The sequence below is a fragment of the Paraburkholderia sp. EG286A genome, assembly GCF_040965375.1.
In the GTDB taxonomy this organism is placed as follows: domain Bacteria; phylum Pseudomonadota; class Gammaproteobacteria; order Burkholderiales; family Burkholderiaceae; genus Paraburkholderia.
In genome coordinates this window covers 96123-110749 of sequence record NZ_JBFRCB010000005.1, presented here as the reverse complement: position 1 = coordinate 110749, position 14627 = coordinate 96123, and the positions used below count along the sequence as shown (strand labels likewise).

Below are 14627 nucleotides of genomic sequence, written 5' to 3'. Positions count from 1 at the left end.
GGGGAATGGTTATGCCTTGACCGCGCCGGCAATCAGACCGTTGATGTAAAAGCGCTGCAGCAGCAGGAAGAGGAGCGCGCACGGCAGGATCGAAATCGTGATGCCGGCCTGCATCAACCCCCAGTCGATCGCGCCGAGCTGCCCGCTTTGCGCGTTCAGGAGCATGACCGGGAGCGTGTAGTGCCTGGCGTCGCCAAGCAGGATCAGCGCGGCCAGCAGTTCGTTCCAGGAACCGAAGAACGCGAACAGGCCGGCCGTGACGAGCCCCGGCATGACGAGCGGCAACATGATCATGCGCAGCGACTGCAGCGAACTGCATCCGTCGATCAGCGAAGCGTCCTCGATTTCGAGCGGCACCGAGTCGAACGAGTTGCGCATCATGAACACGGCGAACGGCAACTGGAACGTCGTGTAGACGAGGGCGAGCCCGAACAGCGTGCCTTGCAGATGCATCCAGCGCAGCAACACGAAGAGCGGGTTGAGGATCGACTGGAACGGAATCATCAGCGTCGCCAGGATGACGACGAAGATCAGATTGCGCCCCCGGAAGCGGAATCGCGAGAACCCATAACCGCCGAGCGTCGAGAGCACGAGCGTCATCGCGACCGTCATCAGCGCCACCGACGCACTGTTGCCGAGATACCGCCAGATCCCTTCTCCGTAGCCCGCGAGGTTCTGGTAGTTCTCGAGCGACAGACGCGACGGGATCCAGCGAGGCGGCGACGCGCTCGCATCGGCTGCCGAATAGAACGAGGTCAGCGCGGACCAGGCGATCGGGAACAGAAAGAGCAGCGTCAGGACCCCGCAGATCAGGTAGTAAAGCGCCACCGAAAGCCGCTTCTTCAGCCGGCTTGCATGGCCGGCATAGTTCAGGGCGGCCACGCTGGCCTTCAGCGCAGTTGGCGGCATCGGCACGAAGCTGGTCTCGGCGGAACGTAGCTTGTTACTCATCGTCGTCTCGCAGAAGAACCATCTGGATCACGCTCAGCGCGAGCAACACGATCAGTAGCACCACCGACATCGCGGCGCCATAGCCGAGCTTGAAATACGTGAACGACGCGCGATAGATCCAGTGGACCACCGTGATCGTGCTGTTCATCGGCCCGCCGCGCGTCATCACGTAGAACTGCTCGAACGCGAGATAGGAACCGATCACCGCCATGATCAGCGCGAGCGCAAAGGTGCGTCGCATCATCGGCAGCGTGATGTAGCGCTGTTGCGCCCACCACCGCGCGCCGTCGATGCGCGCCGCCTCGTAGAGATCCCGCGGGATGGCCTGCATGCCGACCAGAAGGATCACCATCGTGAAGCCGCAGGCTTTCCACACCACCATGACGATCAGCGAGGCCAACGCGGAATTGGTGTCGCCGAGCCACTGAACCGGTTCGCTGACGATGCCCAGTTGCATGAGGATCGCACTGAAGATGCCGACCTGGTCGTTGAAGAGCCACACCCACAGCAGGCTCGCCGTCGTCATGCCGATGACGACGGGCAGAAAAAACGCCGTCCGGAAGATGCCGACGAAGCGGCTCGCCTGATTCACGAGCAACGCCAGCAGGAACGCCACCACGAAGATGGCGGGCGTCACGAGCAGCGTGTACTCGGTCGTGAACCACAGCGCGCCCCAGAACGACGCGTCGTGCAGCAGTTCCAGATAGTTGTGCAAGCCCGCAAACGCGGGGACGCCCATCAGCGGCCAGTGGTAGAACGACATGCCGATCGTCATCGCCAGCGGCAGGAGGAAAAACACCACCGTGAATGCAAAGCATGGCAGCACGAACCAGTACCCTGCGCCGCGCCGGCCGACGCCTCCACGCTGCGGCCGACGCCGGGCCGGCAACGCGAAACCCGTGCCGCCGGGCGTCGCTTCGTTCAGGACGTCCATCGTCTTCGCCTCCTGGTGCGCGTTGTTCAGCGTTATTGGGCGTTCAGGATCTCGGTGAAACGTGTCTGCGCGGTCGTGACGGCCGCATCGACGCCCTTGCCGAACACCGCCTCCTGAATCATCGCGAGCCAGGGGCCGTTGGGATCGTTGATCAACTGATTGAACTTCGTGCTGTACGGCGTGCGGCCTTTGCTCATTGCCGTGGCCGCCAGCAGATAGCGGCTGTCGAGCTTGCTGTAGGCGTTGTCGGCGAGGTCGACACGCACGGGAATACTGCCGTTCTTCGCAAACTGATCGACCTGAACCTGCTCGCCGAGGCTCCACTTGATGAATTCGAGCGCGTCCTGCTTGTGCTGCGAGCCCACCGGGATCGCGATCGAATCGCCGCCGGCGAAGCTCGCCCAGCCGCCATTCTGTCCCGGCAAATAGGCGAGGCCGAAGTCGATCTCGGGGTGCGTTTTCTTCAGGATGCCGATCGAAAATGCGCCGGAACCGACCATGCCGATCTTGCCGGTCAGGAACGCATTGATGAAGTTCGCGCCGCTGTCGGTCTTCGCGCTCGCGGGAATATCGCCCGCTTCCCACATGCGCCGATACATGGCGAGCGTGCCTTCGAGCGCGGGAGTAGTCAGCGTCGCCGTCTTGCCATCGGCCGAGAGCAGGTCGCCGCCCGAAGCCCAGACGTAGGGTGTCAACGTAAAGATGTTGCAGCCGCCGCACGCGCCGGAAAAATAGAAGCCCTTGACCCCGTTGCCGAGCGCGGTGATCTTCTTCGCATCGGCTTCGAGTTCGGCCCACGTCTTCGGCGGCTGATCGGGATTCAGGCCCGCGCGTTTGAAGAGGCTCTTGTTATAGAGCAGCATCGAACTTTCCGCGCTGAAAGGCAGCGCGTATTGCTTGCCCTGGTAATTCCCGAGCCGCAGATGAGAGGGACTGAGGCTCTGGTAGAACGGCAGCTTTTTCGCCTGGTCGGTGATGTCGGTCAGTTGCCCCGCGCGGGCAAACTGCGGCACGAAAATCAGGTCGATGGCGATCACGTCAGGCGCTGCGCCGCCCGCCGATGCGGTACCGAACTTGGTGACGAAGTCGTCGTTCGGAATGACGGTCAGATTGACCTTGGTGGGATGACTCTGATTCCATGTGGCGACGAGCGGTGTGACGAACGCAGCATCCGACGCGCGCACCCAGAAGGAAATGCCATCATCGGCCTGTGCATGAGTCGCGGCGAACAGCGCCACGCATGCCAGGCGGCCAAGCCACCGCTTGCATCGATTCATGGATGTCTCCTCTTGTCATCGACACGCCGCTTGCGACGTTTGCCAGACCGTCATGCTGGCTTCGCCGCTCGGGACGTGCCGCCAAACTTCGGGGAATTGGGCTTTTTTCTACCTTTGTGCGTTGCAGCAGCCTTTTCCGGCTTGCCGCGAACGCCCGGTGCGCAGAGATTGACATGCCCCATGTGCCGCCGCAAGATGAAGAAACCGCAGTAAAACAGGACAATTCCGACTTTTCCGCCCATGACAGATCCTGCCCTCCGCCTGGCCTGGTCGCCGCCTCTCGAAGCCAGCAATGGCGGCCTGTTCGTATCGCGCGGCGTGGGCGTGCACCCGTCGCGGCGCATCCAGTCACACGAGTTGATCTATGTCCGGCAGGGCTGCCTCAAGCTTCACGAGGACGGCAGGCAATTCGAGGTGAATGCGGGGGAAACGTTATTGCTCTGGCCGGGCCGGCTGCACGGCGGCACCTCGCCGTTCGCCCCCGATCTCAAGTTTTACTGGGTGCATTTCACGCTGCCCGAAACGCCGCTTGCCGGTTCGGCAAGCCGTGAGTTGCTCGAGATTCCGCAGCACGCGCGGGTCGAGCGGCCCGATCATTTATCGGGGATGTTCCAGCGCCTCCTGAACGACCAGCAGATCTACGGCGTCCAGCCATTGCCGGACAGCCTCACGATCCTGCAGATGCTCTGGGAACTGAAACGCTCGCGCGTGGCGGCCACCGCGGTCGACGGCGCGCCGCAGCAGCTGGCGGCAAGCGCCGACCGGTGGATTCGCACGCACTTTCATGAGCCGATCGGCGCGTCGTCGATCGCGGCGCACCTCGGCTGCAACGCGGACTATCTAGGACGGGTCTATCGCGCCGTCTACGGCCGCACGCTGACCGACGCCGTTCACGAACGGCGTATGCTGCACGCCGCCATCGCACTTGCCGAAGACCGGTTGACGATCGCGCAGGTCGCCTACGAATGCGGATTCGAAGACAGCGGCTATTTCCGCAGGCTGTTCAAGAAGAGTAAAGGCATGACGCCGAATGCCTTCCGGCGGCTGCATTTGCGCGTTCACATCAACACAGCCTGACACGCGCGGAAGGCCGGGATACCTGCGCCAGATCGGTTCGATATGACGACGGCGCCCGGGCCACTCCATCTCGCATCATGCGTTCTTAGCGAATCCCGCGCTTGATGAGCGGAATGAGCGAGTCGATCGTCGCGGGCGTCTGCACACCTGCGCCGGTGTTGATGGTCAGTCCCGCGAAGTGATAGGCCGCCGAGAGCACGCACTGCGTGACCGGCAGAAAGCCCTGCAGATAGAGCTGCTGGTCGAGCGTCGCGGTGATGAATTTGCTCTGCAGCCCGGAAATCGTGGCGGGCGCCAGATCGATGCCGCCCACGATGATTTGCCCCGGCTTCTTGCCGGCCTGCTGGAGCGCCTGCGGAACGAACCCGGTCACGCCACCGTGCTGGGTGCCGATCGCCTTCAGACCAGGGTGCGCCTGGATAAAGGCGACCAGGATCGGCACGGCGAGCGATGAATCGGAATCCACCTGCGGCGAGATATTGAGCCGGGTCACCTTCACGCCGGCCTTCTCCAGCGTCTCGGCGAGGCCGCGGTCGGACTGGCTGCGCACGCTCTCGTTGAAGACACCGTATTCGAGCGCCTCCTCGCCCTTCTTGAGCCCGGCGCTGAGCATGGCCTGTGCGGTAATCTGGCCGCCCACATAGAGTTCGACGCCGGCGTAGCCGAAGCCCTTCGCGTCGTAGAGCTTCTGGTTGTCGGGCAGCGGCGTATTGCCGACGGTCACGATGATGCCCTGATCCACCGCCTGCTTGATCAGCGGGGCGAAGGCCGGATCGCCCGGATGGCCCATGATGCCGATACAGGTCGGTTTCGCCGCCATCGCCTGGCGAAACTGCGCGAGCATCGTCTCCGGGCTCCAGGCCGAGAACTGCTCGATCACCTTGATGCCGAAGGCATGCCCCGCATCCGCCGCCCCGGTCTGACGCGGCAGCGTGGCGCCGTCGCCGGGGTTTCCGCCCATCTGCATATACATCGTCATACCGGCGCCGAGCTGGCCTGACGTGGTCGGATCGGTGGCACCAGCGTTCGGCGAGAGGCCGAACGCAAGCACGCCCGCCCCCAGGAGGAACCCAGTCATGATCTTGTTCATTTCCGCTCCTATCTCCTGATTTAACGGCTTTAGCGCCGCCCAAGCCTGAGTCTTTCGCGCAACGCGCGCAGCCTGGCGGGATTCTCGACCAACAGATGCAGGATCACGGCGACAATGAACACCACCCCTTCGATCGCCTGGACCCAGAAGCCGGCGATACCGGTCGCAACGATGCCGGCCTCCAGCATGCCAATCACGAAGGTGCCGAAGAACGTGCCCACGATCGTCGCCGTGCCGCCGAACACCGAGGTTCCGCCGATGAACACACCGGCGAGCGCCGGCAGCAGATAGCCTTGCCCCTGGGTCGAGAAGTAGTTCAGATTCTCGAGCGTGAGCAGGACCGTGGCGAAGCCGGCCAGCACCCCCATCAGCGTGAACAGCTTCACCGTCTCGCGCAGCACGTTGATGCCCACGACCTTCGCCACGTTGCGGTTGTCTCCGATGAACAGCACGTGCTCGCCGAAACGGTGGCGATTGAGGATGAACCACATGAACACGGCGAGGCCGAGCGCCCAGAGCGCCTGCATCGGGATCAGACCGAACAGCGTGCCCGTGAATACCGCATAGGCTGACCCGCTGGCGAGTTGCTGCAGCGCATAGGAGAGCCCGCCGGAAAGGATCGACGCCACACCGGCCCACAGGAACTGCGTGCCGATCGTCACGATGATGGACGGCATGCCGACCACCGCGACCAGCACCCCGTTCACCACGCCGACCAGCGCACCGCCCGCCAACGCCGCAATAATGGCCAGCCAGGCGGATCCCGTGGTGTTCACGCACCAGGCGAACAGGAAGCCCGAGAAGGCCATCACCGAGGGGAACGACAGGTCGATCTCCCCTGCCGCGATCACCAGCGTCAGCCCGATCGCCAGCACCGCGAGCGGCGGCACGGTAGTCAGGAAGGAGAAATAGATTGGCCAGCCCAAAAACACGCGCGGTGCGGTCGCCATGAACAGGCCGACCACCAGCGCGAATACGACGAGGCTCGGCAAGCCCTCCATGCGGGCGAAACCCGGCAGGCGCAAACCCACCGGGCGCACCGGCCGTTTTTCCTTGATCGGATCGCTCACGTCCTTGTCCCCGCAACCGGCGCCGGCCCGTGCCCGCTCTGCTGAAGCGAAATCAGGAACCGCGTGAGATCCTCGAGGCTCATCTCACCGGATTTGATATCCGCGACGATCCGGCCGCGATCGAGCACGACCAGTCGATCGGCGAGCTCATGCACATGGGCGAGGTTATGTTCGATGTAGATGCAGGCGCGGCCGGACTCCTTAATGGAGCGAACGAAGTCGAGAACCTTGCGCACCTCGCTGATGGCAAGCGCCACCGTGGGTTCATCGAGAATGATCAGATCGCTGTCGAAATGCATCGCCCGTCCGATCGCGATGCCCTGGCGCTCGCCGCCGGAAAGTTTCGCGATCAACGAATCCGCGTCGATCCCCACGCCGCGAAAACCGAGTTGTTGCTTGAGAATATCGTTGGCGATGCGCCGTTCTTCGGCGACATTGATAAAACCGAATCGGTTGGTGATCTGCCGGCCGACAAAGAAATTACGCCACAGCGGCTGCTTCTCGCCGAGCGATTTCTCCTGATAGACGGTCTCGAAGCGCAACCGGTGCGCCTCGCGCACGGAAAAGCGGCTCCAGTCGACCTCTTCGTCGCGGATGAACAGCTTGCCCGAGCTCGGCCGCACGACCCCGGTCAGCACCTTGATGAGCGTGGATTTACCCGCGCCGTTATCGCCGATCAGGCCGACGATCTCGTTGCGGCCAATGGCGAGGTCGATGCCGGAAAGCGCGCGTATCTTGCCGTAGGACAGGCTGATGCCCTGCGCGCGCACGATATGCCGCCAGTCGCTCGCAGCGCGCGCGGCATCGCTCGCCGTCACGCTACGCTCCAGCGCGAATGACCTGCAGGGATGTTGTGTACGACGATAGCCATAAAACTTTCCCCTTTGCTTATCGATCGCCGCATCAACTTACATAGAAAAGTCTCTGGAATATAGTAAGACTAACAGTCAAAGTCTAGTTCAAGAATCGCCTCGCGAGACCGCTTGTTTCATCGGGAAATTACTAGTCCTGGGCATCCGGATAACGGAATGTAAGGGACCCGGGCACGTCCACGATTGATAGCAAACTTCGCGCGTATGACCTGACGCGGTGGCTCGTGCAGGAGGCACGACAGCACAGTTCGCCACCACGGCATCGAGGTCGACAACGTCCTTGAGATGGTCAACAATCACCGGGCCCGCCAATGCCAGTTTCGACCGCCACGAATGAATCAACCTGAATTCACGCTTCGCGCAGCGACGCCCGCCGACGAACCATTTCTGTTCGAGTTACGCAGGGCAACGATGACCGGGCATCTGGAACGTGCCGGCGAATCGACCGACGAGGATGCGCATTGGGCGCGTCTACGCTATCGCTACGACGACGCGAATGTCATCTGCTGCGGGTCGGAAAGACTCGGACTCTTCAAGTTCTTTCGCGACCCGGATGAATGGACCATCGTGCAAATCCAGATCTTGCCCGAGCATCAAGGTCGCGGTATCGCGGCCCATCTGCTCGATGATTTTCTGCGTCAGGCCGACGACGCTCGTGTCCCTGTCAAACTCAGCGTTCTGAAGGGCAATCGGGCAATCAGCCTTTACGAGCGCTTTGGGTTTCAGGTGGTCGATGCGACTGACACGTCGCTGCTGATGAGGCGGCCGTAACCCGCCGCTACATGAAATTGCGCGTATGCAGCGCCGCAAGTTGCTTCGCCTGAGCCGGCTCGAAGCCAAGGCGCACCAGCCTCGTGTAACGCCCATCGGCCATTTCGCGCATCAAGGTTTGAACCTGCGCGTAGCCTCGCGCCAGACCCGCGGTGCCCTCCAGGGGGTCATGTGCATCTGTCGCATGCAGACCTGCAACAACGACTCTCGCACTTGAAGGAGCCCGCAGCGCATCGGCAGTGCCACAGGCCGGCACACTATTGCATCTGCCGATTTTGTCTGGATGCTGGGTGTCCCGGCTCGTCCGCAAGGCCTGGGCGCGCGCTGCGCCCAGGCCGCAGCCACCTCAGTGCATATCGCCAACGACAACGCGCGCCGACAACGCATTCGTATCACGCGACGACGACGCGGCGCGAATCTCGTAGCTTCCGCCATGCACCTGCCACGCGTGCTTCGTGACGTTCCACGTCGCGAGGCGCCGTGCCGGGATGACGACGCTCACCTGTTGCGACTGCCCGGGCCGCAAGGCGACCTTCGTCCATCCCACCAGGCGCTGCGGCGGCTCGCCCAGACCCGGCGGCAGCGTGGCGTACACCTGGGCGACTTCGGCGCCGGCACGCGAGCCCGTGTTGGCGACGGTGAACAAGGCGATCACGTTGCCGCCCTGATCGGTATGCGTCCTGAGCCCCGAGTACGAGAACGTCGTATAGGAAAGACCATAGCCAAACGGGAACAGCGGATCGATGTTTTTCCCATCGTACCAACGGTATCCCATCAGGAGTCCTTCGCTGTAGACGACGTTCAGGTTGTTGGGGTCGATGGTCGGCTGCGGCAGATCGGCTTCCTGGCGCGGGAACGTGATCGGCAGCTTGGCGGACGGATTCACGTCGCCGAACAGGATGTCCGCGATCGCCTGGCCGCCCTGCACACCGGGATACCACGCTTCCACGACGCCGTGAACGCTGCCGAGCCACGGCATCGTGACGGGACTGCCGTTCTCCAGCACGACGATGACCCGCTTGGCCTTCGCAGCCACCGCGTTGATCAGCGCATTCTGGTCGTAAGGCTGATTGCTCGGGTCCGCCTTGTTGTCCGGCAAGGACAGGTTCGCCAGATCCGTGCCCTCGCTTTCCCATTGCGTGGCGAACACGATCGCGACGTCGGCGCTGGCGGCCCCGCTAGCCGCGGCGGCGGCGTTCGTGCCGTCGAAGTACGTCACCGTGGCCTGAGGTGCCTTGGCCTTGATCGCGTTGTACGGCGAGGACTTGTACCAGGTCGCGCAACTCGACAGCAGCGGGTTGCCGGACTGGCATCCCGACACCGCATTGCCGTCCGCCGCGGGCACGCCTCCCGACCCGCCTCCGGACATCACGCCGACATCGGCATGGCCGCCGATCACGACGATCGAGTGCAGGCCGCCAGCGGCGAGCGGAAGGACCGGCTGGTTGCTGCCGGAAGCCGGGCCATTCTTCAGTAGAACGATCGACTCGTGCGCCACCGCGAGAGCATCACGGTTGCCTGCCGTCTGGTCGACCGAGCCGCCGGGGGTGGGCGGGTTGTCCATGACGCCAAGGGCGATCATGGTGCGCAGCTTGCGAAAGACCATGTCATTGAGGCGGGCGACCGGAACGGTACCGGCCTGGACCGCGGCCTTCAGCGCGCTGCTGAAATACGACTGAATGCCGAAGCCCGCCCCTGCCGTGCCGAGATCGCCTGGCTGCTCTTCATCGAGACCCGCCATCGCGGAGGCGACAGTCGTGTGGTTGGCCGTCCAGTCCGACTGGACTTTGCCCTTGAAGCCCCACTCCTGCTTCAGGATGGTCGTGAGGAGTTCCGGGTTCTGGCACGCATACACGCCGTTGATCAGGTTGTACGAGCACATCACGTTGCCGGGATGCCCCTCGCGCACGGCAATCTCGAAGGCGAGCAGCTCCGTTTCCCGCATCGTCCTTTCGTCGACCACCGAATTGCTCGTCATCCGGTTGGTTTCCTGGTCGTTCATCGCGTAGTGCTTCACCGTCGCGATCACGTTCTGCGACTGCGTTCCCATGGTGCGCGCGGCGCTCATCGTGCCGCTCAGAACGGGGTCTTCGCCCATGTACTCGAACGTGCGGCCATCGCGCGGTTCACGCGCGAGATTGACGCCGCCACCGAGTCCTTCCGCGTAGCCGAGCACGCGCAGCTCACGGGCAATACGCGCGCCGTAGGCCCCCGCGAGCGCCACGTCCCAGCTCGAGGCGAGCCCGATCGGTGCGGGAAAGGCCGTGGTATGCGCGTTCTGCACGTTCACGCCGCCCGCCGAATCCGCGGTGGCCAACGGCGGAATGCCCAGACGGCTGACGCCGGGGATATAACCGGCGCCCTGCACCCACGAAGGAAACGGGCCACCGAGTCCGACGGTGGGAATGCCTGTTCCGTGCACCAGCTGGATCTTTTCGTCGAGCGTCAGTTGCGAGACCAGCACTGCCGCGCGCCTGTCGGCCTGGTCGCCCTTCGCTTTCCAGTCGAAGGCCGGCTGTGACGCACCCGAATCATGGGAAAAGAACTGCGCCACAATCGAAAATGGGCTGGCGCCCCATGTGTTGCCGGTGGCGGCTTGATCCGCATACGCCACAGAGCCGGCACACAATGCGCCGGCGACCGCAACCGCTATTTGCTTCGTATTCCTCACGGTGTCTCTCCTGTTTTGCCGATTGCATGAGCGATGACCCGCAGGATTGCGGGACCGTAATCGGACTACATTTTTCTTCTAGTTTTATGTTGAATTACCCTACGTAGCGAGATGACGATAGCACCCGGCGAAACGTTTGCGCTTATCGTGCCGTCGCGGAACTTAACCTTGTGTCGCGGCATCAGGGTTTGCCTTAGCCCTGCGCCGTCTGCCATTTCGTCGCTACCTTGCAGGCAGTTTACGAGTCTTCGCACCGGCTCACGGCGCCCGGGCAGCGGTTCATGCGGATTCGATATCCGGCCCATCGGGCCGTTTGAGGATTGCAGCAAGGATGCTAAAGTCACCAGCTACCAGCGGTTAGCCGAGGCGACGTTTCTCCGTTCCATGGTGTCTCCCATGACGACCGATCAAAAGACCGTTTCAAACGTCCTTGCCCAACTCTCGCTCAAGTCCGCCGTCGAACACGGCATGTCGCCGCACGATTTCACGCGCCTCACCGGCATCACCGAGGCCGAACTCGCCCATCCGGACGGGCGCATCCCCGCACACAAGCACATTGCCATGCTCAATCTGCTGGAGCCTGGCTACCAGGCCTCGGAGCGGCTCGAAATTTTTTCCAGTTATTCCTTTCGCGCACCTATCAGCACGTTATTGGCCATCGTCACGAACAGCCCGACGTTGACGAAGGCCTTTGACCAGTTTCTGCGCTACCGGGTATTGATCGGAAACGTCGATACCGTGAAGGTCAAGCGGGCTGGCCAGACGTTCGAGTTCGAATATGTGCTGGACGGCGCGGGCAGAAGTTCATCGAGCGCTTTCTATAATTTTCTGCTGCTCATTCGCCTCGCCGAACAGTACAACGACGACGAGCCGTATCCCACCCAGATCGAGCTGACTGGCGAATCGTTTGCGCCCGTCTCCCAGCTCTCGCACCTGTGTGGCGCGACGGTGAAATTCAGGCAAGGCCGCAACCGCATGCTGATGAAAACCGGAGCGGCAGACCTGCCGTACTGCAAGTACAACGAGATCACCGAAAACATTCTCTGCGGGCAGGCCGATGCCGATATCCGACGCTTCGTTGTCGGCCATTCGTTTTCGTCGAGAATCGAAGATTTCGTGACGAAGATGATTCGTGAGGCGCATGCCGGCCTGCCATTTGCGAACCCCATGGAAGAAGTCTGCGGCCGCCTTGGCATTTCACGCTCGACCCTGCACCGGCGCTTGCAGGGTGAAGGGACGAACTTCCAGGCGATCCTGTCCCATGCGCGGCTCGAGGAGGCCAGGCGGTTACTGCCGCTGGCCGATTATTCGGTTGCCGCGGTGAGCGATCTTCTCGGCTTTTCTTCTCCTTCCGCGTTCTCGCGTTTCTTTCTCGAGAACAGCGGCAAGTCCCCTTCGCGCTACAAGTTCGAAAACTGCAGGTTCTAGTGACCTTACTGGACAGACTGCGCCTGCGCTGTCCGCCCCCGAACCGCAAGGCGGAGGGCGGGATCGATGCGCGGTCACCGATCGCAGACTCCAGGACAATCATAAAAACATGCCACGCGTTAATCTGGAGCCCACGAGGCAATGAGTACTTTCCCCTTCGTTCCCCCTTGCGGAGAAAAAGCAGACTACGACGCGTTCATTGGCGAGGCGCCGGCGTTTCGTCAGCTGGTCAGGATGATCGATCGCGTCGCGCCTACCGATCACGCCTTGCTCATCATCGGGCCGACCGGCTCGGGCAAGGAACTGGTCGCCCGCCGCGTGCACTCGCGCAGCCTGCGCCGCGATCAACCGTTCGTTGACGTCAACTGCGGGGCGATTCCCGAGCATCTCGTCGAAGCGGAACTGTTCGGGCACGTCAAAGGCGCGTTCACCGGCGCCGGCGAAAGCCGTCCCGGGCTCTTGCAGCAGGTCGGCAAAGGCACGCTGTTGCTCGACGAAATCGGCGAATTGCCGCTCGCGCTGCAGCCCAAGCTCCTGCGGGCGCTGGAAACGCGCACGTTCCGCCCGGTCGGCGCCTCGTCGAGCGTGCGTTTCGAGGGACGCGTGGTCGCCTCGACGCACCGCGATCTGCGTGAACTGGCGCGCCAGGGGCTGTTTCGCGAGGACCTGTTCTACCGGCTCGCGGTATTCGTGCTGGCCGTGCCGGGGCTCGACCAGCGCGTCGAGGACATTGCCGCGCTCGCCGCCCATTTCGCCTCGCAACAGGAGCGCCGCATCGAGTTTTCGCCGGCTGCGCTGCGGCGCCTCGGCCGGCATGCGTGGCCGGGCCACATCCGCCAGTTGCGCAACCTGGTCAGCCAGTTGAGCGTGCTTGCCGAAAAGCCGCTGATCGAGGAAGACACGCTCGAGCCGTTTCTGCTCAGCGAAACGGCCGGAGCGGTTTCGCGCGCGGCGCTCGCGGACATGCTGCTGCAACTCGAGGGACGCGACAAACTCGCCGGCGCCGAAGACCTCCTCATCGATCGCGCGCTGGAGCGGACCGCGGGCAACAAGAGCGCCGCCGCGACCTTGCTCGGCGTCGGTCGCAAGACCGTCGAACGGCGCCTGAAGTCGCGTGAGGAACACCATCGCGAAGCGCACAAGAGTCTCGAACATGCGAACGCGCTGATCGATGCGGCGCGCTTCGCCGAGGCCATTCCCCATTTGCGGCGTTGCCTCGACGTGCTGCAGACGAGTCGCGACGAACCCGCCGCGCGGCGCGCCCAGTTCGACGCCTACCGGCTGCTCGGCATGAGCCTGCGCAGCGTGCACGGCTGGCTGTACGCAGAAGCCACGGCCTGCTACGCGGCGGCGCTCGAAGTCGGGGAAGGGATCTGCGAGCCTGGCGAAATCGCGGCGATCCAGTTCGGCGTCTGGACCACCCAGTTGACGACGCTCCAGCTCAAGCAGGCGCGCGCGAGCGCACAGGAGATGCTGCAGCGCGCCCAGAACAGCGGCAACCGGGTGTCGCTCGACGAAGCGCACGTCGCCATGGCCAACACGCTCTACTGGCTGGGCGACAGCGAAGAAGCCCTCGCCTGCCTCGCGCGCGGCAGTCTGCTCGGCGTGACGCGCGACGATGTGCGCACGGGTTCGCAGGGCATCGATCTGGCGAGCCTCGCGTTGACGTTCGAGGGGCTGGCCGCCTACCAGATCGGCGAGTTCGGGCAGGCCCGGCGCGCGATGGACATGCTGATCCTGCGCGCGAGCGAGCCGGGCGCGCACGCATTGGCGCACGTGCTCAACCTGCAGGGCGCCGCGTGGCTGGCCAGCCTTTTCGACGATCAGCGGCGCGGGCCGCTCGCGAGCGAACTCGAGTCGGTGTCGATCGCCAACGGCTTCCCGTTCTATCGCGGCATGGGCCAGATCTTCCGCAGCGCCGAACTCAGCGCGCAAGGCCTGAACGCAGAAGCCGAGGCCGTGATGCTCGACGGCTACGACAACCACATGGTCTGCAACGGCGGCGCGCTGTTCCATTCCTTCAAGATGTGGCAGCACGGCGAACTGCTGCTGCGATCCGGCCGCGCGAAGCAATGCGAAACGATGCTGGCCGCCGCGGTCGACGAAACCCTCGCGCGCCAGGAGCGCGCCCACCTTGGCGAGCTGCTGGTCACCCGCGCGCGGGCGCAGTGGGCACTCGGCGATCTGACGTCTGCCGAGCAGGGATTGCGCACCGCCCTTTCGACGGCGCTCGCGTTCGGTTCGGTGCCCGCGCGCGTGGAGGCCGCGCGCTATCTCGCCGACCTCCTGCGCGCCACGGGTCGCACGAGCGAAGCGATCGACACGCTCGCCCGCGCGTTGCGGGATCAAGCGGCCGATTCCACCCGCCGCATCGCGGACGCTATCGCGTTGCTGGCCGAACTGCGCCACGAAGCTTCGGGACCGGCCGCAGGCCGTTGAGTCGAGCCACTTCGCCACGCAAAACCCCACGCCACGCCGGAACTGGA

The 14627-nt window shown here is 63.5% G+C and carries 12 protein-coding genes; 4 read left to right on the top strand and 8 right to left on the bottom strand.

The window, feature by feature from the left end:
- Positions 1 to 9: 9 nt before the first annotated feature.
- The 4 genes from AB4Y35_RS23725 to AB4Y35_RS23710 are packed head-to-tail and all read right to left on the bottom strand — an operon-like array spanning position 10 to position 3404.
- The gene (locus AB4Y35_RS23725) at positions 10 to 951 is read right to left on the bottom strand and encodes a carbohydrate ABC transporter permease (protein ID WP_368706223.1); all 942 of its coding nucleotides are present in this window, start codon (positions 949 to 951) and stop codon (positions 10 to 12) included.
- Positions 944 to 1885 carry a carbohydrate ABC transporter permease gene (locus AB4Y35_RS23720; protein ID WP_368706222.1) on the bottom strand — a complete coding sequence of 314 codons (942 nt, stop codon included), beginning with the start codon at positions 1883 to 1885 and terminating at the stop codon, positions 944 to 946. Before AB4Y35_RS23720 ends, AB4Y35_RS23725 begins: the two co-directional genes overlap by 8 nt.
- Before the next feature lie 32 nt (positions 1886 to 1917).
- Positions 1918 to 3162 (bottom strand): sugar ABC transporter substrate-binding protein, encoded by a 1245-nt coding sequence (locus AB4Y35_RS23715; protein WP_368706221.1) that lies wholly within the window; start codon positions 3160 to 3162, stop codon positions 1918 to 1920.
- Positions 3163 to 3212: 50 nt separating this feature from the next.
- The gene (locus tag AB4Y35_RS23710; RefSeq protein ID WP_368706220.1) at positions 3213 to 3404 is read right to left on the bottom strand and encodes a hypothetical protein; all 192 of its coding nucleotides are present in this window, start codon (positions 3402 to 3404) and stop codon (positions 3213 to 3215) included.
- On the opposite strand from AB4Y35_RS23710, the gene AB4Y35_RS23705 reads away from it, so the two are divergent.
- The gene (locus AB4Y35_RS23705; protein WP_368706219.1) at positions 3403 to 4239 is read left to right on the top strand and encodes an AraC family transcriptional regulator; all 837 of its coding nucleotides are present in this window, start codon (positions 3403 to 3405) and stop codon (positions 4237 to 4239) included. The genes AB4Y35_RS23710 and AB4Y35_RS23705 overlap by 2 nt on opposite strands.
- A gap of 85 nt (positions 4240 to 4324) precedes the next feature.
- On the opposite strand, the gene AB4Y35_RS23700 is transcribed toward AB4Y35_RS23705, so the two are convergent.
- Genes AB4Y35_RS23700 through AB4Y35_RS23690 form a run of 3 tightly spaced genes read right to left on the bottom strand, consistent with a single transcriptional unit; the run spans position 4325 to position 7217 of the window.
- Entirely contained in the window at positions 4325 to 5329 is a 1005-nt protein-coding gene (locus AB4Y35_RS23700) for a substrate-binding domain-containing protein (protein WP_368706218.1), read from the bottom strand.
- Between the two features lie 29 nt (positions 5330 to 5358).
- Entirely contained in the window at positions 5359 to 6399 is a 1041-nt protein-coding gene (locus tag AB4Y35_RS23695; RefSeq protein WP_324159124.1) for an ABC transporter permease, read from the bottom strand.
- Positions 6396 to 7217: an ATP-binding cassette domain-containing protein gene (locus AB4Y35_RS23690; RefSeq protein WP_368690377.1), complete on the bottom strand. Its 822-nt coding sequence runs from the start codon at positions 7215 to 7217 to the stop codon at positions 6396 to 6398. The genes AB4Y35_RS23695 and AB4Y35_RS23690 overlap by 4 nt, the downstream gene beginning before the upstream one ends.
- A 387-nt stretch (positions 7218 to 7604) precedes the next feature.
- On the opposite strand from AB4Y35_RS23690, the gene AB4Y35_RS23685 reads away from it, so the two are divergent.
- On the top strand, positions 7605 to 8042 hold the full coding sequence (locus AB4Y35_RS23685) for a GNAT family N-acetyltransferase (protein ID WP_368706217.1): 438 nt from the start codon (positions 7605 to 7607) through the stop codon (positions 8040 to 8042).
- A gap of 346 nt (positions 8043 to 8388) precedes the next feature.
- Here AB4Y35_RS23685 and AB4Y35_RS23680 read toward each other — a convergent pair whose 3' ends face one another.
- Positions 8389 to 10713, bottom strand: coding sequence for a beta-glucosidase (locus tag AB4Y35_RS23680; protein WP_368706216.1), 2325 nt, complete (start codon positions 10711 to 10713; stop codon positions 8389 to 8391).
- A gap of 111 nt (positions 10714 to 10824) precedes the next feature.
- Between AB4Y35_RS23680 and AB4Y35_RS23675 the strand changes: the two genes are divergently transcribed.
- Together AB4Y35_RS23675 and AB4Y35_RS23670 are read left to right on the top strand one after the other, a co-directional pair.
- The gene (locus AB4Y35_RS23675) at positions 10825 to 12141 is read left to right on the top strand and encodes a helix-turn-helix domain-containing protein (RefSeq protein WP_368706215.1); all 1317 of its coding nucleotides are present in this window, start codon (positions 10825 to 10827) and stop codon (positions 12139 to 12141) included.
- 141 nt (positions 12142 to 12282) lie between these two features.
- The gene (locus AB4Y35_RS23670) at positions 12283 to 14580 is read left to right on the top strand and encodes a sigma 54-interacting transcriptional regulator (protein WP_368706214.1); all 2298 of its coding nucleotides are present in this window, start codon (positions 12283 to 12285) and stop codon (positions 14578 to 14580) included.
- Positions 14581 to 14627: the final 47 nt, after the last annotated feature.